This window comes from Caldanaerobacter subterraneus (genome assembly GCF_004345675.1).
In the GTDB taxonomy this organism is placed as follows: domain Bacteria; phylum Bacillota; class Thermoanaerobacteria; order Thermoanaerobacterales; family Thermoanaerobacteraceae; genus Thermoanaerobacter; species Thermoanaerobacter subterraneus.
Window position 1 is genome coordinate 16,288 of the sequence record NZ_SLWU01000024.1, and the last position, 20,304, is coordinate 36,591.

Consider the following 20,304-nt stretch of genomic DNA (forward strand, 5'->3'; position numbering starts at 1 on the left):
TTCCTTTATTTTTTTGATAATTTTTTAATAAAAAATCTCTGGCAGAGCCAGAGACTTAGTCAATATCTTTTATCACGTCCTTCATCATTTTTTCTATTTCTCTCGCTTCCGACATGTTTAAGGCTTTTTCTGCAATTTCTTTCGCTTTTTCATACTCCACATTTCTTATTATGTTCTTAATCTCCGGTATGGAAGTTGCGCTCATGGAAAATTCATCAAGGCCTAATCCCAAAAGAATGACAGCCGCAAGAGGGTCTCCTGCCATTTCCCCGCACATAGCGGCAAACTTCCCTTCTTTATGGGCGGCGTCAATCACCATTTTTACAAGTCGCAAAATAGCCGGATGGAAGGGCTGATAGTATTCTTTTACATGTTCGTTCATCCTGTCTACCGCAAGCGTATACTGCGTCAGGTCATTAGTCCCTATGCTAAAGAAATCTACCTCCTTAGCAAGAATATCTGCCGTCACAGCCGCAGAAGGAATTTCTACCATTATGCCTACTTTTATCTCCTTATCGTATTTTACTCCTTCTCTATCAAGCTCAGCTTTTACCTCTTCTAAAATAGAGTTCGCTTTTCTCACTTCCTCTACAGACGAAATCATGGGATACATTATCTGTACATTTCCGTAAGCGCTTGCTCTTAAAATAGCCCTTAATTGAGTCTTGAAAATATCCGGTCTATCCAAACAAAGCCTTATAGCCCTGTATCCCAAAAAAGGATTCATCTCTTTTGGCATATCAAGGTAAGGAAGCTCTTTGTCTCCTCCTATGTCCAGTGTCCTTATAGTGACAGGCCTCCCTCCCATTTTTTCTACAACTTCCTTATAAGCTTCAAATTGCTCTTCTTCACTAGGGAGGCTATTTCTGTCCATGTACAAAAATTCTGTCCTAAAAAGCCCTACTCCCTCTGCTCCATTAGCTAACGCTGAGGCTACATCTTTGGGAGTCCCTATATTTGCTGCCAACATGACTTTCTTTCCATCGGGTGTTTCTGCAGGCAAATCTTTTAACTGCTTTAATCCTTCCACCTTTTTCTCATAGCTCTCTTTTTTGCTTTTGTAGTCCTCTACAGTCTTTTCATCAGGATTTACAATTACAATCCCTTCTAATCCGTCTACTATAACGAGGTCCCCGGCTTTGACCTGAGAAGTCACATTGCCTAAGCCCACAACTGCAGGGATTTCCAAAGAGCGAGCCATTATAGCTGTATGTGAAGTCCTTCCTCCCACGTCTGTAGCAAACCCTAAAACCATTTCTTTCTTCATAGTAGCTGTATCTGAAGGAGTAAGGTCTCTCGCAATGACCACAACCTCTTCTTCAAGGTCAGAAAGATTGACACTTTTTACCCCCAATAAATTTTCTATTATGCGATTGCCCACATCCCTTAAATCAACAGCTCTCTCTCTCAAATATTCGTCATTCAAACTTTCCATCACAGAAGCATTTTGCTCTATAACCTTATTAACTGCGTTATCAGCTGTTACAAGTTCTGTTTTAATCATGTTTTCTACCCCTTCAATAAGTTCGGGGTCACTTGCCAGCATCAAATGGGCTTCAAAAATTTCTGCTTTTTCTTTTCCAAATTTTTCCAAGGCTTTTCCTTGATTTTCTTTATCTCCTCCTGTGTAACTTCCAAAGCCTTTCTAAATTTCGCAATTTCCTCTTCCACTTTCGATTCTTCAATTTTTTCTACATTTATTGTCACTTTTTCTTTGGTATACAAAAAAGCTTTGCCTATAGCTATTCCAGGCGATGCCGCAACTCCTTTTAACATTTGAAAAAACCTCCCCGAAATTAGTTCTAAGGTTTATTATAGCACAGTTTTCACTTCAATGCGAAACTTTTGCACAAAGGTAAAATAAAAAAGCCAAGAAAAAATTCCCTGGCCTCTAGACTTCATATATGGCAATTTTATTTCTGCCCTTGCTTTTTCCTCCCGCGTATAAAGCTCTATCTGCATGGCTTACAAGCTTTTCTGCAGAATCAGCTTTACTCGGGTAATCAGCAACTCCACCTGTTATTGTAATGTATATGTCTCCTTTTTCAGTTTTTATAGGCTTGGAAGAAACCTCTGTCCTGATTCTTTCTGCAATCATATAGGCTTGCTCTGCTGTAAGCTTTGGCAAAATCACAGCAAATTCTTCTCCGCCAAATCTCGCTACAATGTCATTGCTCCTCACATTGTTTTTTATGCGCCTTGCCACTTCTTTTAACACCTCATCGCCAATCAAATGCCCGTATGTGTCGTTTATCTGCTTAAAATTGTCCAAATCAAACATTATAAGGCTTACAGGCTCATTGTTTTCATCTGCCCTCATTATATTTTCCATAAGAGCGTCGTTAAAGTAGCGCCTGTTATAAGTTTTTGTAAGGGGATCAGTTATAGACTTTCTCGTTACTTCGTAATACTTTTTAGCGTTTGTTATTGCGACAGAAGCCTGATCTACAATGATTTCTATAATTCTTACTGAATCGTCATCAAATGCATTCGTTTCAACATGCAATATCAAAAGGCATCCTATAGGTACTCCAGAACTTCTTAACGGTGCAGCAATCAAGCTTCCGTAATTGGCAAAAATCTTTTCTCTATCTAGGCTTCTATCTTCTTTTAAATTCTTTATGGCAACTATCTTATTAGAAGATATTACTTTGCCTATCAAGCCCTCTCCTTTGAAATAGCTCTCTCTAAACCCTTCTTTCCCTTTACCGCCAACAGCTTTGACTAAAGTAGCAATTCCGTTAGGATCTGTGAGGTATATAGCTGCTGCGGAAACAGCTACAACTTGAGATATAACTTCTACGATAGTATCTAATATCTGGTCCAGCTCCAGCTTTGAATTTATCATTTTTACCATTTCGTATATGGCATTCAGCCTTTTATTTGCCTTAACTAAATCTCTAACCATTCTGAATACATAAGCTATAAATACGAGGGGCGTAAGGGACAATACAAAGAACATTAAGCTGTGTTTAAAATACACATATGCAAGCAACATAGCTGCTGGCACCATTAACACATATGTGCCAAGTTCTAAAAATACACTCTCATTCCAGTACTCTTTGAACAATATTTTCCCCTGCACCTTAAGAGCATAATAGAGTATAAAATTGTTTATCAAAAAGCTCACAATCACGTAAACTAAAATGTACTTAACCTGTGCAATAGAAATTTCGCCTATTTTTCCCCCCATGAATTCATATAACCATCCAGCAGGAAGGTAAGACAGCGCAAACATCGCTCCATTTAAAAAGCCATTTTTTATCTTCCTTCTCATTACGATGGTATCAAACATTACAGAGGTCACCATTAAAGTAGCCGCACCCACTGTACCAAAAATCAAAAAGGCTGCAATTCCAACACTTGGGCTTAAAGACAGCTTAATATCTGTGTACATTATGCCAAGATTGTTTAAAATTATAGCAAATAAGAGTAGTATCAAAAAAAGTCTAAAATCTATCCCTAATCCATAGTGATAAAGCGCAAATGCAAAAACCAACCCACCTGTGGCAATTAGAGCAGTATTGAAAAGGTACTCTCTGTACTTTCCCATACTAATCCCCTCGTTTTTCCGAATTATATAAGTATTCTACATTTATTTTAAAAATCCTTCTTACGCTTACAATTGTTTACGACATCTGTCACAGGAAATTGTACCACAAATACCCATCGCAATATGTCGAACTGTGTAACATGTGTAAAAAAATTTAGGTCCCCTCTTGACAAGGGGACCCAATTGTTAACACTGGGAATAACCGCAGTTAAGGCAGGTCTTACATCCTTCTGTGTACACAAAAGTAGCCATGCCGCATACAGGACATATATCCACATTTGTAGCTGACACTTTAACAGAATTTCCTTGCTGTTCATATCCGTTTCTCAGAGCTTTTCCTATAGCATCAGGAACAGAGAGCACCCTATTCTCTCCAAAGCCTATGGTCGTCGCTCCTCCTATTCCTACTAACTGCTCTATTATGTCTTCTACTGCTACCCCTCCCCTTAGCGCAAGAGAAATTAGCCTTGCTATAGCTTCTGTAAAGGCCGCCACATCTGAGCCTGCTCGTCCAATATTTACAAATACTTCAAAGGGCTTGTTGTCTATAAAGTTTATAGTCACATACGCTCTTCCTAGAGGAGTTTCTATCCTCTTTGTAATTCCCTTTAACACAGGTGGCCTTTCAGTTATCTTTGTCTTCTCCTGAGGCTTAGTATCTGTCACAAGCACTCCTTCTCTTGACCCGTCTCTGTAAACCGTTATCCCTTTACATCCAAGTTCATAAGCTAGTCTATATATATTATCTATATCATCAACCGTGGCGGTTCTTGGCAGATTTATAGTCTTAGAAATGCTTGAATCAATGTATTTCTGCAGTACGGCCTGCATTTTTACGTGCTCTTCTGGAGTAACTTCATGAGCGCTTACAAAAGCAGGATAATCCGCCAACCAGTGCTTTACTGTATGAGTACCTGTACGGTCTTTCCTTACGTACTCCTTCGCAAAATTGGGCTCTATCCCCGAACTCACTCCTGCAAGAATGGAAGTGGTACCAGTAGGAGCTTGTGTGAGAATAGTAGCATTTCTTATGCCGTATTTAGCAATTTCATCCCTTATGTCCTTTGGCAATCTTTGTATAAACTGGCCTTTCAAATACTTATCAGCCACAAACTCAGGAAAAGGCCCTTTTTCTTTAGCTAATTCTACAGAAGCCCTATAAGCCGCATCTCTTATTCTCCTCACAATCTCTTCTGTCGCCTTCAGGGATTCCTCACTTCCATACCTTAAGTTCATAAGAATTAAAGCATCCGCAAGCCCCATCAAGCCCAATCCCACTCTGCGAAGCTTCTGCGCCATCTCTTTGTTTTGCGGAAGCACATATGCTCCCAAATCAAGCACATTATCTAAAAATCTCACCGCGATCTTTACAGTTTCCTCTAATTCCTCAAAATTAATTTTCCCATTTTCTACAAATGCAACTAAGTTTATAGCCCCTAAATTGCAAACACCGTAAGGTTCAAGGCCTAATTCTCCGCAAGGATTTGTAGAAATTATCTTCGTGATGTAGTAAGTATTGCTCAATTTATTATACCTTTCTAAAAAGACTACTCCCGGTTCTGCAGACTCCCACGCAGCAGTCACAATTTTGTTCCAGAGCTCTCTTGCAGGAATCTCTTTATATACTACAGTAGGGTAACCCTTAGCTTTCCACTCATTGAGGTCTCCTTTCCACTCGGCATCGTAATTGGGATGTGAAGTATCTGGAAACTCAAGCTTCCACATCTTGTCCTGTGCTACTGCTTCCATAAAAGCGTCAGAAACAGCCACAGAAAGGTTAGCCTGCTGCATCTTTGTAAGGTCTTTTTTTACTTTTATAAACTCTTCTATGTCTGGATGCCAATCCCAGAGCATGAACATCAAAGCTGCCCTACGACTTCCACCCTGCTCAACTTGTGTAGCAACTTCATTGGCTGCTAGCATCCAGCTAACTGCTCCCGATGAAGTTCCCCCTACCCCTTTCACATACGCACCTCTGGGCCTTAATGTGCTCCAGTTAATTCCAACGCCGCCGCCCCTTGAATTAATCTCCAACATTTTAGCTATTGTATCCATTATAGCGGCACGGCTGTCATTCCCCTTCTTAGGGTCATTTGCTTCCACGGGTATTACAAAGCAGTTGAAATATGTAACCTCTCTGCCAGTCCCCGCCCCAGCCAATATCCTACCACCAGGAATAAATTTCCATTCGCTCATCACCTTATAAAATATCTCTTCCTCTTTCTCATTCGTAGCAATAGCTTTTGCGACTCTTTTAAACATTTCTTCGGGCTTTTTTTCCACAGGTTTGCCCTCTCTGTCTTTTAAGGCATACCTGTCCAAAAAAACCTTCTCCCTCTGTTCGTTCCACGCTGGAAGCATTTATTTTACCTCCCTTTGTGTAAAACACAATATTTTGTATATCGACGTCTTCTATTATACATTTTATTGTGTTTTTTGCAAGTTCTAAATGCAATAAATAAAAACTCTTTTTTGCCCTTTTATATTAAATTTCGTCTAAAATCTTATTAAATTAAACCCAGAAAAAAAATTTAAAGTCCGGCTTAACGCCGGAGAAAAATATATATAATTTCTTTAATTATTTCACCATCATACTTCCCTTTCAGGTAATCTCTCCTCCAATCGGCGACTTCTTTCTTCTCCAATTCCCTAACAATTTGAGGCCTTTCAATCCAGTGGCCAAATTCTTTAAAATTTTCATCCATAAACACAAATGTAGGTATCCTAGGCTTTCCTTCCACATAGTAAGGTTTCATATACTCTTCATTTCCTTCTCTCTTGACAATTTTAAGTTCAAAAGTTTTATTATAACTCGCAATTTTAGCCACAATAGGCACATTCACTTGAGAATCTGGACACCAGGTTTCAGCAAAGGCCAAAATATTTACCTTAGGTAAAGAAGCAATCTTCTGCGCCACATCTTTTTCTAAAACAGTCTTATCATATCTTTCCCTGATACGCTGTCTTGTAATATCATCTTCAGAAGTCTCTATAAATTCATCAAAAGTAAGCCCTTTTTCAAATAAATCTTTTAAGCTCAAAGAGCTTTCCTCCTTTACTGTCTTTTAAATAAAGAGCCTAACACTGTTTTTGCACCTGAAACAGTTATCCCCAAGAAACTGCTATTGCGCGTTAAAATTTCATCCAAAGCATCTACCACTTTGTCAATTTGCTCTTTCGTGACAATTAAAGGCGGTTCCAATCTTATAACATTTGGATTGTTTAAAGTATAAGCCGTTATAATTCTATGCTTGTTCTGTAGCTCTGCCGCAATCAAAGAGCCTATATACTCACTTGAAAGTTTAGAAATAGCTCCTCCTGAAAGCTTATCTAAAAGCCCTCCTTCCGGCTGATTAAATTCTATTCCTATCAAAAGCCCTTTTCCCCTAACATCTTTTATAAGTTTTGGATGTTTTTCTTTTAATTCTTTCAGTCGACCTAAAAAGTATTCACCCTTTTCTTTGGCAGCCTCAGGAAGTTTTTTCTCTATAATAGCTTGTATTGAAGCAATCGCAGCTGCACAAGCATAGGTATTACCGCCAAAAGTAGAAGTATGCAGTAATGCTTTTTCCATTGTACCATAGGCTTTTTGCCATATCTCATCGGTGGTAATATATGCCCCTATTGGCATAACTCCTCCACCTAGAGATTTTGCAAGAGTCATTATGTCTGGCACAACTTCCTCATGCTCACAAGCAAACATTTTTCCTGTTCTTCCAAAACCTGTCTGTATCTCATCCACAATGAGATATGCTTCGTACTTTGTACAAAGCTCTCTTGCTTTTCTTAAATACCCCTCAGGCGGTACAATAACCCCACCTTCCCCCTGAATAGGCTCAACTATAAAAGCAGCTACATCTTTCTCTTTTAAAGCTTCCTCCAACGCTTTTTCATCCCCAAAGGGAACAGCTACAGTCTCTGGCACCAAAGGCTCAAAATATTTTTGGTATTTTCTTCTACCGGTTACAGAGAGGGCCCCCATTGACTTTCCGTGAAAAGAGTTCTCGCAGTAAACTATCTTTTTCTTCCCCGATGCAATCTTGGCAAGCTTTAAAGCTCCTTCAACTGCTTCTGCCCCGCTGTTGCAAAAAAAGCTCCTCTTTAAATTTCCTGGGGTAACTCTTGCAAGGTTGTGAGCAAGAACACCTGGAAGATTCCCTATAGAAGCCTGCAAAAGGTTAGGCATGTCCTTCACTTTTTCAACTGCTTCAATTACCTCATCAGGATTGTGCCCTAAATTTAAGGCACCATACCCACCTAAAAAGTCATAATACTCATTTCCTTCACTGTCCCATACAGAAACCCCTTTGGCTCTTACAAAAAGTTTATCAAATTGAAGCATAGAAAGCATTGACACAAAAACTGAATTTATATACTCCTTATAATTTTCCTTCACTTGATTTTTATTTAAAGTTAAAGCTTCCTCCAAAGTAATGTATTCCGGAATTTCCTCTTTTATTTTTACTTTTTCATCCATTTTCCTCTCCCCCTTACTTAGTACCCATGATGATGGCAATGATGGTGATGATGAGAAGCATCAGCAAATAGATTGTCTAACTCTCTTTTCACTCTTTCTTTAATTTCCTTAACATAGGCTTCTCTTAATCTTCTTTGTTCTTCTTTTTCCTCTTCTGTAAGTCCTTCACTTTTAGATTTATGATATAAAAAATTTATCCTGTCAATCATCTCTTTGGTTATCATTTTATCACCCCTTTATCACAGTCGCTTCGTGCCAAATGTTCACAGTTTACCTCCAAAGTTTTGCACAGAGCACACAAAATAAGTATTGACAAATATATTATATTCTTTTTTGATAAAAAACAAAAGAATTTTATAAAATAATGGATGTATTCATCACTTTTATGATATTATAACAATATAGTAGCAAATTCTAAGGAGGTTCTTGAAATGCCTTTAATTTGGATATTTTTTCTAATACTGTTGTTTCCTTTTTTTATATTTAGTTTTTTTGTACACGCAACAACTTTTTCTTTTGCAAAATTGGGATTATCTCCCCAAATGGCAGTTTTTGTTTTTAGTTTATCTTTAATAGGAAGTGTAATCAACATTCCTATATCTCGAAAAAAAATTATTGTCCATGAAGAAGAACGGTATTTTTCCCCATTCCTTTTTTACTATCCTCCCCGCGTACAAGAACAAGTAATTGCAGTAAATGTAGGAGGAGCTGTAGTCCCCGTCATTCTCAGTTTGTACCTTTTGCCAAGGACACCACTACTCCCGACTATAATAGCTACCATAATAGTAACAATTGTAGCAAAAGCTCTAGCAAAGCCTGTTCCTGGAGTAGGCATTACTCTTCCTGCTTTTATACCGCCTCTTGTGGCAGCTGCTTCTGCAATTTTACTGTCTTATCACAATGCGGCACCTGTTGCATATATTTCAGGAGTTTTAGGAACACTAATTGGAGCAGACCTTTTAAACATACCTCATTTTAAAGATTTGCACTCTTATGCCATAAGTATTGGTGGTGCGGGGATATTTGATGGAATATTTTTAGTCGGAGTAGTGGCTGCACTACTTGCATAAAAAGAGGCATCTTGAACCACTCAAGATGCCTCTTTTATTCATCCTTTAAGGTACTTATTAAACCAATCAGTTATCTCTTTAAGCCTTCTTATCCTGTGCTTTGGTTTTCCGCTCCTTGAAAGGTCGTGGTTTTCACCATGACAGATCACCAACCTTGACTCTACACCAAAGTACTTAAGGGCCGTGAACATTTGAAGAGCTTCAGCAAGCCAGCACCTAAAATCCTCATCAGAATGCAGGAACAATGTCGGAGTCTTCACTTTATCAGCATATTTAAGCGGAGAATTGTCCCAGTATTTCTCAAAGTTGTCCCAGGGAGTACCGCCCACCTGATCTGGCACAAAGTAATAACCTATATCTGTAGTTCCAAACTCTGTAAACCAGTTTGATATGCTCCTTTGAGATACTGCTGCCTTAAACCTATCTGTATGCCCTATTATCCAGTTTGTCATAAATCCACCGTAAGATCCACCTGTAACCCCAACTCTTTCGGGGTCAATGTCTTTGTAATTTTCAAGCACATAATCTGTAAATTTCATTATATCTTCATAGTCAATTGTCCCATATTTTCCTCTTATATCAGCAAATTCGTTTCCTCTGCCATCGCTTCCTACCGGATTGCAGAAAAACACAAAATACCCTTCTGAAGCCCAGTACTGCATTTCATGGAAGTACACTTCACCATATACTGTTTTAGGACCACCATGTATATCTAATATTGCAGGATACTTCTTCCCTTCTTCATAGTCTACAGGCTTTATAACCCAGCCGTCTATAAAATGCCCTGGCCTCGTCTCTACCTCTACTCTTTCAGGCTTTGAAAGTTTCTTTTCCTTCTGCACCCACTCATTAAAGTCAGTAATCTGTATCTCCTGCCCATCTTTGTACTCATAAAGCTCCAAAAGCTTTAATCCTCTAAAACCGATAAAAAAAATATTATCGCCACATACATCAAACATATCCACAGATCCATCTTTATCTATCACTTTTTCTATTTTCCCTTCTAAATTTATCCTGTTAAGATAAGCATTGTACCTCTCTGTATATATGAAGTACAAATAATCTCCTTCTGCTTTAAAACTAAAGCCTGAACCGTACCTCACATCAGAGTTTACAGAATTTCCTAAACTCATATCGAGCTCAGGGGTTATGCACCTTCTTTCGCCTGACTCCTCTAAAATGTAGAACTTGCTGTTTTCATTTATACCGTATTTTTTCATATCTGTTCCAGCGCATATTATCTTATCTCCTAAAAAATCCACATACCTATAGGAAAAATCTGAATCCTTATTCACTTTCTTAAGTTCTCCAACCTTTAAATTGTATATATAAACATCACTTGTCAAAGGCATTTTGCCCTTATAACTTTTTCCTATAAACACAGCTTTTGTCTTATCTTTGTTGAGCTTTAAAGAATACACATCAGTGTATTCATCTGTTATAGGCTGCAATTTATTATCACTTAATTTATAAACATAGAGCCTTCCCCTGTCTTTATTGATGACTCCTTCGCCATTCGCCCAAAAAGGAATCTCATCAAATACTTCGTAATCTTTCTCCTCTTTTCTCCTTTCAAGCTCTTTTTTCTTCTCCTCCTCACTCAAACCCTCCAAATCCTTTTTATTCACATTATAAAGTGCAATCAAGAGAAAAGTATCGTCATCAACAGGCAAAATCTCTGTAACCTTTTTAGGTATCACAAAAGCCTCAACAGCTTCTCCTCCGTGTATATTAATCTTGTAGTACTTTGTAAATTCCTCTCCACTTTCTGCCTTTTCTTTGTCCTTTGGATTTCTGCTACCTGCAAAAAGTATGTAATCATCGTCAAGCCATACAAATCCTCTCTCCTCATTAAAGGAAGTCAGCTGAAAATATTTTTTAGTCTTTGTATCCAAAACCCATATGTTAGACAAATACTTGTTCTCCTCAACATCCATTCTATGTACCACAAATGCTGCGTGACTACCACTTGGAGAAAATTTTAATCCTGATAAAAATTTAAATTTTGTAAAATCCTCCAGCATAAGTTTTTCCATCAAAAACGCCCCCTAATAAAATGTTTTCAAAAATATTATAGCACAAAAAAATAAAAACTCCTAAAGGCTGTCTCTATACTGAGAAGGAGTAAGCCCTGTGTATTTCATACAAAAGGAATTGTACCTTTTGTCTAATTTTAAGTTGTTCATATTAAAGGCATCACACCTTGCCTGTTATAAAATCTTTGTTAAGTACCTAACAATAAAATCAAAAAAGATTTTGTTTTACACCACAAATATTCCCTCTTCTCTTATTGGCTCATCCGCCTTATCCAGTTTCTCTATGTTGAATAAACTGTAAAAGTACCCTCTCTTCTCTATTAAATCGTCAAATTTCCCTTTCTCCACAATCCTTCCATCCCTTAATACTATTATCTCGTCATACCTTTTGAGTAGCTCACCCCACAATCTGTGTGTCACCACTATCGCCGTTATGTCCATATCCAGTATCGTCTTCTCTATCAAATACGCCGTCTCATTGTCCAGTGCCGCTGTCGCCTCATCCAGAGCCAATATTGACGCATTTGTTATTACTGACCTCGCTATCGCTATCCTCTGCCTTTCCCCTCCCGATAAAAGTTTTCCCCCTTCTCCTACATCACTTAATATCCCCTCTGGCAATTTCTCTAATAACGGCCCTAATCCTGCTATCTTCGCCGCTCTTACTACTTCTTCATCCGTGTATCTGTCATTAAATAGGGTTATGTTGTCTTTTACTGTCCCGTCAAATATGAATACATTCTGATGTAATAGGGTTATTATCTTGAATAAGTCTTTCTTGTCTATTCTTCTTAATTCTATCCCATCTAATTTTATTTCTCCTTCATAGTTTTCATATTGTTTTAACAATAACTTGAGTATTGTGGATTTCCCTGCTCCACTTGTCCCTACTAATGCGTACTTTCCTCCTTTTTTGATTGTAAAGTTTATATTATCCAAAGCTTTTGTCTCCCCTGTGTAGCTAAAAGATACGTTTTTAAATTCTATTGAGTCGTTAAAAGATTTTACTGGTATATAATCATTCCTCTCTTCCTTTTCCTGTAATACTTCATTTATCTTCTGTGATATGCTCTTTAATGAGAGTATCCTGTTGAGATTTTGACCCATACTGTATATTGGCATAATTATGTTATTGGTAAGCTGTACACAGGCAATCATCGTTCCTAAAGTCATCTCTCCTTTTATGGTAAAGTATAAACCTACTGCAAATACAGAGAGGAAAATAAAGCTACTTAAAATTTCTGACATGGTGTCAGAGGTATTTAAAAGTACGCTGTATTTAAGCTTTTTATCTTCCACATCTTCATTAACTTTTGAAAACTTCTCATGTACTTTATCCTCTATCCCGAAGCTCTTTATCACTTCAAGTCCTGTAAGAGTATCTTTAGATTCTATAGTAAAAAGTTCTAAGCTCTCAGAATAATCGTTTCTCATTTTAGCAATCTTATCATCAAAAATGCGAGGAATTATTACACTAAGAATTGCCATGAGTATTATCATCACAGTTATTTTGTAACTTAATATAAATAGAGAAATTAATGCAGCCACAAATCCTACTGCACTGCCTAAAAGCCTAAAGAAATTGTTAAAATAATCCTCTTCTACAATCTTTACATCATTTGAAATAATTGAAATGTACTTACCTGTATTAACTTCATTAAAATGTTCCACATCCTTTTTAATGATTGCTCTAAATAACCTGTCTTTTAGGTATATCAAAGTTTTTTTCATGTAATGAAATCGAGTTGTTCTATTTAACCATCCAACTACTGCTGGCTCTTCTTCTCTTCAATTGCACATCTTTCATCTGTGCAGAAAACACACCAATCTAGATCTCTTACAGCCTATATTAGTGCACCTTTTAAACTATAAATATCTTTCTTTTTCGTTTCTCTGGCATTTCACACAAATTCTTTTTCATACAGTTTCTTCTACAGTCTCAATCTCTTCTTTCTCATCAATCCCATAATTATACATATAATAGAAATACCCTCTCTTTTCTAATAGCTCATCTAATGTACCTCTTTCAATGATTTCCCCATCTCTCATTACAAATATTTCATCATACCTTTTAAGTATCTCTGGGTCTAACTTATGGGTTACAGCAAGCACTGTCGCATCTAAATTTATAAGTGTCCTCTCTATATCGCTCGCCGTAACTTTGTCTAAAGCCGCCGTAGCTTCATCTATAAGCAGTATTTCAGCTTTCTTGATTAACGCTCTTGCAATTGCTATCCTCTGTCTCTCTCCTCCCGATAGTTCTACTTCCCCTTCCCCTACTATTGTATCGAGTCCTTTGGGGAGTTTCTCAACAACCTGAATTAAACCAGATTGTTTCAATGCCTCATTGAGTTCCTCTTCACTGCATTCACTATACAGACAAATGTTATTCTTTAATGTGTCACCAAACATAAAGACATCCTGTTGTATGATACTAACTTTCCTGTAATAGGAGGCAGGGTCAAATTCTCTTATATCTACTCCATCAATGAGAACTTGCCCCTCATAATCTGTAATGTGATTTAATAAAACTCTAAGCAGTGTGGTCTTCCCGCAACCGCTTTCTCCAACCAACGTATATTTTTTGCCCTTATCAAGCTTTATGTTTATGTTTGACAAAGCATTCCTCTTGCCATCATAAGAAAAGGTTAGGTTTTTGATTTCTATGGAATTTCTAAATTCAAAAGATTTATCTCCCTGTGAGACTTCCTCTTTGCCTACCTCTATTATTTCTTTTTGGATTTTATCCGCTATTTTTTCAACAGATTTTATTTTTGTAGCATATACAGATGCAGAAATTAAAGGATTTACTATGTAGTTCATAAGCTGTACAGCAGCAATCATAGAACCTACTGTGATATAACCTCTCAAGACCAAATATGTGGCTACGAGTATATTTACAAAAAACATTGCAAATCCTGACACGATAGATAAAGCTCCTTGAAATCCTTGAAATGCGTCAGATTTATACCCCGCCATTTCTGCATCTTTATTGTCTTTTGATGCCATATTGAGAATTTTATTTTCTATGTTAAAGGCTTTTATTACTTCAAATCCCTGAGCCATCTCTTTTATCCTGTTGGTAAACCTCTCAAGCTTTTTAAGGTACTGCCCCTTTAGTTCCTGATTTATTTTTGTGAAAAGCTGAGGCACAATCACTGGAACCCAGCCAAAAATGAAAATGACTATAGTGAGATAAACGTTTATTCGAAGTATTAGATATAAAGACACAATAAATAGTAAAACGTCTTCCATAATGTTAATCAAACTGGTGAGGTAATTAGTCTCTATCATCCTCACATCATTGCTAAGTAAAGATATCAATTCTGAACTTGTAATTTTTCTTCTTCTAGAGTTTATGAAGCTTTCTATAATGGATTGTTTGTAGTCTATCAATACTTTCTTGTTAAAAGCTGCCGAAGCTGCCTTTGACAAGGTCTCAGCTGTAAATACTGCTATCAGAAAGCCTACTGAATACCATATTAACGTAGAAATGCTGTAATTTAAATTTCCAACAGATGTGTCAACGATTATTTTAAAAAGTATTGCCTGCAGGGCTTTAAGGGCTGATACAAAAATTATAAGTATAGCGTTTATCAGAATTAAAAGCTTATATTTTAAGATGTACTTCTTTATCGTCTCCATTTATACGACCTCCATAGAATGAGATTTGTAATATCAAATCAAATTTTCCCCTATAGATTAAGATAATTCGTTCTTTATACAAGCTGAAATTGTGCAATATATGTCAGTATCTCAAAATCTCAAACAAAAAAGTCAATATCATCAATAAAGCCACAACTTTTTCAATTTTATCCTAACATTCTTATCTCTCCCAGTAAAATATCAAAAATGTCTATAAACTTTCCTGATATTTCATTTTGGTAAACTTATCCATACTTCCCTTCATTTTTCTCATTTTTTCATATATCACCAGTGCAAAATTTTAATTTTGTAACTGTAAGTTACAATTTCAGCTACAACCCAAATGTAAAAGCCATTTATTGACATCTTATTACACCAAATATTCCACCTTTTTAGAAATTCTATTTAAATCTATCACTTCATCCGCTATATTTAAAAACTCTTGGTTATGAGTAACAATTAAAATTATTTTTTCCTTCTTGAGTGCTGTTAGCATAGATTTTAATTTCTCAATACTAACAACATCTAAGGCAGACGTGGGCTCATCTAACACTATGACATCTGGATCTTTTAAAAATGTCCTGGCAATCGCTATCTTTAATTTTTCTCCTCCTGAAATGTTGCTGGAGGCTTCATTTAGTTTTGTATTCAATCCTTCATGAAATTTATCTATATCTACATTTAAATCTTTTAGCAGTTTATCAATAGTTTTATAATCGTAAACCTCCACCCCATATATTAAGTTATTTATAATTGTGTCATTAACTAATTTTGGTTCCTGTTCTGTGACTCCAATAATTTTCCTTCTTATGTAATACATGTCTAGTTCCTTAATTTCTATTGAATTGTAATATATCTCACCTGAATAGTAATTTACTAAAATCCCAAGAATTACATTAATGAGAGTACTTTTGCCGGCTCCATTATCACCTACAATGCAGTATATTTTCCCTTTTTCAAATTCATAATTGAAATCGTGTATAATTTTTTTAGAATTGTCATAAGCAAAGGAAACATTTCTAAGTTCAATAGTCTCTATACCCTCTAATCTAATAGTACCATTTATCTCTTGGGGCTCATCCAATATTTGTCTTAATCTATCATAGGAAATTAAAGCATCCTGATATGACTTACCTAAGTTTAAAAAGTATCCTACACTTCCTATCATCATTGAAAAATAACTACTAATTATCGTAAAATCTCCTATTGTCAAATTTCCATTTATTATTTCCATTCCGCCAACAAAAAATATTATTACCCTTGCAATAGTAGTCACCATTGAATTGCTGCTATTAAAAAGATAAGAAACTTTTGTATATCTTAGTAATGAATTAAACATTTTTTCAAATGCGCTATTTAATCTTTCCCTTTCTTCCTTAAAAGTCGCATTTAGTTTTATAACTTTTACATTTTGCAAATTATCATTCATTTTTGAAAAAAATTCGTTCTGTTTTTCTTTTAATTCATAGCCTCGTATATATAAAGGTTTTCTAAACACAAAGTAAAGCAATATATATAAGGGAATCAAAGCCATTAATTCTAAAGTCAATTTGGCATTTATTCTCATGGAAATATAAGCCAAGAAAATAATAGTTAAAGCATTAGTAAGAATATCTAGCATATTGGCTAATACAAAAGAAACTACAGTATTGCTGTCAAAGTTTATTCTTTGATTTAGATATGCACTGTCTACCCCTTTAAAGTAAAGAATAGGCAATTTAGTTACATGGTCCAATACGTAAAAGTTTAAGTCTGTCATTGATTTGGTCTGAATTTTAACATAGGTGTAGTTCATTACAAAAGAACTAATTATAGTGATTATTCCAATTAATACTATCTTTGCTGTAAAATCATAAATTACTTTAAAATCTTTACTCTGCAATAGAAGGTCAATATAATTACCTGTAATGTAAGGTACTATAATTGACATGAGCCATCCAATGATACTAAAAAATAGAAATACTATCAGGGAGCTTTTGTACTTAAATATGAATTTTTTAACAAAGTTAAATATTTTCATATTGATCAACTCTCTTGTATTTTTTAGAAATTGCTTTTTTCTTTTCCTAAAGATTTAATCAATTCGACTGTCTTTTGCTTCAATATTTCTGCTCTTACTTCTGGATAGCCAGCATTTGTATCTGGAACGTCTAATTCTATGTCTGGTTTCACACCTTCTATAAAAAATGAACCCCCGTCTCGGTTTAAAATTGTGCCGGCTTCAAATCTCACAATCAATCCACTGTTAGGAAGCCTCATATATGAAGTAAGTGAACCATCTCCTGAAGTACTTCTTCCTATCAATGTAGCAAAACCTGTTTCTTTACAAAACTTGGCAAATTCTGTGGCTGCAGAAAAAGTTCCTCTGTCTATTATTAGAAATATCTTTCCTTTAAAATTTATATATTCATTTGATTTGAAAAACTTTTCTATGTAGTTTTCTTTTTGTTTAGATAGGTTTTCTTTAAATTCACAGATTGTAAAATCTTTTTTCATCTCTTCTGAAAGTTTATCGTATATAGGACTCTCTCTGAATTTATTTTCATCATAAAATATTACATACCTCTCAAAAATTTTTTTCGTATATTTCCCCTTTCGCGATAAAGAAAAATATGTATTTTTATCCTTATTTTCTAAATATTTTAATTTTAAATATTCCAAACCTCTTTCTCCTATCAGTGGAGCTACTATAGCATCTAACCAGTATTCTGAAGAACCTCCTACATTTCCACTAATGTCTATAATTAAATAAGGATAATCTTTGATACTTTTTAAAAAGTTGTATATTTCTTTTTTCTCTTCCTGATAATTTTTACTGTTCTGATCTTTATCTATCAAAAAAGAATTAACTCTTAAATAGGCTATTTTATCCTCTTCTAAAATTTCTGTTTTTATATTTTTCTGTCCTCTCCTCATTTGAACAAAAAAGCTACTATTATAACTGGAATTTACACTTCCTAGCAATTCACTCCATTTTTCATAATTTTTCTTGGAATCTTTAAATATTTTTATAAAAGGCTTAAATTCAATAGAATCTCTCATCGTTTCATCTTCAATTAATTTTAAAATGTAATTAAAATAGCTGGGACTTGCTACATAAAGGTGTCCATCATGCAATTTCCCTAAAATTTCATTTAATTTATTATAAAACTCAATGTTATTCCTTGTATTTTTTATCTCTTCTATAAACTCTTCCTTATGGGCTAGCCAGTCGTAGCCGTACATTTTTTTTACTTCATAAAAATGTGCGTAATTGTCTTTTAAAATGTTATACATATACTCAAAATCTTCTATCTTTTCTTTCTCTGTTAAATCTTTTAATTCTATTGATGCAAATAGAGTGTTTGAAGTATATATCCCAGCAAAAAATCCTGTTGAAAATGCCATTAAAAACAGTGATATAAAAACAAAGATTGATAATCCCTTCTTCAAAACTAACCACATCTCCTCACGTATTATTTAGGAAATAACGCTCGCTAGTCTGATAGCATAGTATTAGACTAGCGAGTCCAGAAAATTATATCTGCTATTTTATATATGGTTCCATTCTACTGCCACCTCTACATAAACATGTCCAATCTCCACAATAGGAAGCACAAAGCGTTGAATTATCTCTACATACGCATATTTCTGGTATCTCAACGTTGCAGATCTTAATAAAACAATCACATATACTGTTACTCATAGAATTATATCCTTCTATTAAATATTCCATTTCCTCCTACCCCCTTTCTTTTTATTTTTATATAGAATGTGCGCACATTCTAATCACAATTAAAATGTCTGAAATATACACTCAAATTGGTTTAAACCTTGTCTGGCTTTTTCTCTAATAGCTCTTTTGCTATATCCTTCAAATATTCTTCTAAAACATATTTATAATCTCCACATCTTTCTGTCACTCTCTCTATTCTTCTCCTTGGACATCCTCCCATACAAATTGGCAGTAGCTTGCAATCAGTACACATCTCGTCTATCGTAGGGTCATAAAGAAGATATTCCATGAACTTATCAACATTCAAAGAAATTAAGGACGTATCGTTTAATATATTTCCTACCCTATACTCTTCCATACCTATATCAGACCAGCACTTGTATATGTATCCCTCCGGGTCTATCACCATTGAATTTACCCTGTCTGCTCCACAAAAATTGTATTTTAAATAGGGATATTTATGCATTAAATTATTCGAAAAACCTCTTTCTTTTAACACTTTTTCAAACATATAAGTAACCTTAGAATATTCATGCATAGATAGGCACTTATTTGGTACATAACAATCATTTGTAGGTTCTACATATCCCAAATAAACACTAAGTTTATTTTTCAATCCTCTTCTTTCCAACCCATCTAATATTTCATTAACTCTGTTTACGTTTTCTTTGTCTACGTTTATCCTTAAAGAAATATTTGGCATTATATCAATATTTTCTTCTATGTTAACTAGTATCTTTTCAAAAGTTCCCTGTCCACTTTTTAAAGGACGTCTTTTATCATGTACATCCTGGGGACCATCCAATGTTATTTGTATAAATGATAATCGCAAGTTCTTAAATTGTTCTACTATTTCCCTTGTCAAGTTATACCCGTTTGTTATAATAGATGCACCATATATAACTTCATTTTCATCACAGAGTTTTATAATTTTTTCTGACATATCTTTAACAATATCAAAAGCCAACAGCAGTTCTCCTCCATACCAAACAATATTTACACTCTGCAAATACTTTATCTGCCGCTTTATATATTCAACTATTTTATCTTGTACTTCTTCACTCATAAATACATTTTTCTGACTATCCTTTTCATAACAATATACACAGGCAAAATTACACCCTAGTGTAGGTGCAATAGTTAAACCTAAATTTTTGTCATTAAATCTACTCCGCCAGAGATTAAAACGTAACAACTGGAGTTCATCAACATTGTCATCTATGATAAATTGCCCTTTTTTCAAGTCTTCTATTAATTTATTGTCATCAATTGAAATGCCTTTTTCTATATAATTCTTATATTTGTCGTGATTCTTTTTTTCCATTAAGGCTAAAGCTCCTGTTCTTGAATTATAAGCTACTATTTTCTCCGGCTCTTCAGGAAAGTCAAAGAAAAAGTTATATCTAGACGGTTTCATTTTCTTTCTCCCCTTAAAGAATTTTTACGCTGAGCCCATCTCAAAAACTTTTTACATAAAAGTTTTAAGATGTGCCTTTGGCCTGCTTGAAATCTATCTTGGCTTTGCATCTTTTTACTTATCTACAACTACTGAATGCCAATCTATTATATCCTTTTCTCCCATTGGTCCTATACTTTTGACATTTCCTATCACATTAAAACACCATGAAGACAGTAAAAGAGTAACTATGGAAAAAACAATTAATAATTTTTTCTTCATGCCCCCTCCTTGCCTCCCTTTACTTTTCCTTCTCCTACCTATATAATATATGGTAAGTTAAACAATTTCAACCCGAATTGATTCTGGGTGGTGTGTAAAAAAATGGATGGATTCTATTATGACTTAGAGG

At 35.2% G+C, this 20,304-nt stretch carries 13 protein-coding genes and 1 pseudogene; 1 reads left to right on the forward strand and 13 read right to left on the reverse strand.

What is annotated here, in order from left to right:
* Positions 1–142: 142 nt before the first annotated feature.
* From ptsP to EV203_RS10385, 6 genes and pseudogenes are all read right to left on the reverse strand, one after another.
* Positions 143–1,776: pseudogene (gene ptsP / locus EV203_RS10360) on the reverse strand (phosphoenolpyruvate--protein phosphotransferase); the annotation flags it as partial.
* A gap of 115 nt (positions 1,777–1,891) precedes the next feature.
* The gene (locus EV203_RS10365; RefSeq protein ID WP_132040468.1) at positions 1,892–3,553 is read right to left on the reverse strand and encodes a GGDEF domain-containing protein; all 1,662 of its coding nucleotides are present in this window, start codon (positions 3,551–3,553) and stop codon (positions 1,892–1,894) included.
* Between the two features lie 186 nt (positions 3,554–3,739).
* Complete coding sequence (locus tag EV203_RS10370; RefSeq protein ID WP_132040470.1) at positions 3,740–5,914, reverse strand: adenosylcobalamin-dependent ribonucleoside-diphosphate reductase; 2,175 nt, start codon at positions 5,912–5,914, stop codon at positions 3,740–3,742.
* Between the two features lie 182 nt (positions 5,915–6,096).
* Positions 6,097–6,594: a thioredoxin family protein gene (locus EV203_RS10375; protein WP_132040472.1), complete on the reverse strand. Its 498-nt coding sequence runs from the start codon at positions 6,592–6,594 to the stop codon at positions 6,097–6,099.
* A 14-nt stretch (positions 6,595–6,608) separates the two neighbouring features.
* Entirely contained in the window at positions 6,609–8,030 is a 1,422-nt protein-coding gene (locus tag EV203_RS10380) for an aspartate aminotransferase family protein (protein ID WP_009610315.1), read from the reverse strand.
* Between the two features lie 17 nt (positions 8,031–8,047).
* Complete coding sequence (locus EV203_RS10385; RefSeq protein WP_132040473.1) at positions 8,048–8,254, reverse strand: DUF896 domain-containing protein; 207 nt, start codon at positions 8,252–8,254, stop codon at positions 8,048–8,050.
* A gap of 207 nt (positions 8,255–8,461) precedes the next feature.
* Here EV203_RS10385 and EV203_RS10390 point away from each other — a divergent pair, with 207 nt between their 5' ends.
* Positions 8,462–9,100: a DUF1614 domain-containing protein gene (locus EV203_RS10390; protein ID WP_009610318.1), complete on the forward strand. Its 639-nt coding sequence runs from the start codon at positions 8,462–8,464 to the stop codon at positions 9,098–9,100.
* A 38-nt stretch (positions 9,101–9,138) separates the two neighbouring features.
* Here EV203_RS10390 and EV203_RS10395 read toward each other — a convergent pair whose 3' ends face one another.
* The 7 genes from EV203_RS10395 to EV203_RS13435 form a co-directional block, all read right to left on the reverse strand.
* Positions 9,139–11,136 carry an alpha/beta hydrolase family protein gene (locus EV203_RS10395; RefSeq protein WP_132040475.1) on the reverse strand — a complete coding sequence of 666 codons (1,998 nt, stop codon included), beginning with the start codon at positions 11,134–11,136 and terminating at the stop codon, positions 9,139–9,141.
* Positions 11,137–11,361: 225 nt separating this feature from the next.
* Positions 11,362–12,867, reverse strand: a complete 1,506-nt coding sequence (locus tag EV203_RS10400; protein ID WP_243700667.1) for an ABC transporter ATP-binding protein — start codon at positions 12,865–12,867, stop codon at positions 11,362–11,364.
* A 186-nt stretch (positions 12,868–13,053) separates the two neighbouring features.
* Complete coding sequence (locus EV203_RS10405; RefSeq protein WP_132040477.1) at positions 13,054–14,781, reverse strand: ABC transporter ATP-binding protein; 1,728 nt, start codon at positions 14,779–14,781, stop codon at positions 13,054–13,056.
* 370 nt (positions 14,782–15,151) lie between these two features.
* Positions 15,152–16,801, reverse strand: coding sequence for an ABC transporter ATP-binding protein (locus EV203_RS10410; protein WP_132040479.1), 1,650 nt, complete (start codon positions 16,799–16,801; stop codon positions 15,152–15,154).
* Positions 16,802–16,824: 23 nt separating this feature from the next.
* On the reverse strand, positions 16,825–18,225 hold the full coding sequence (locus EV203_RS10415; protein ID WP_132040481.1) for a S41 family peptidase: 1,401 nt from the start codon (positions 18,223–18,225) through the stop codon (positions 16,825–16,827).
* Positions 18,226–18,587: 362 nt separating this feature from the next.
* Positions 18,588–19,913, reverse strand: a complete 1,326-nt coding sequence (locus EV203_RS10420; protein WP_132040483.1) for a radical SAM/SPASM domain-containing protein — start codon at positions 19,911–19,913, stop codon at positions 18,588–18,590.
* Positions 19,914–20,027: 114 nt separating this feature from the next.
* Positions 20,028–20,174: a hypothetical protein gene (locus EV203_RS13435; protein WP_165911609.1), complete on the reverse strand. Its 147-nt coding sequence runs from the start codon at positions 20,172–20,174 to the stop codon at positions 20,028–20,030.
* Positions 20,175–20,304 lie beyond the last annotated feature (130 nt).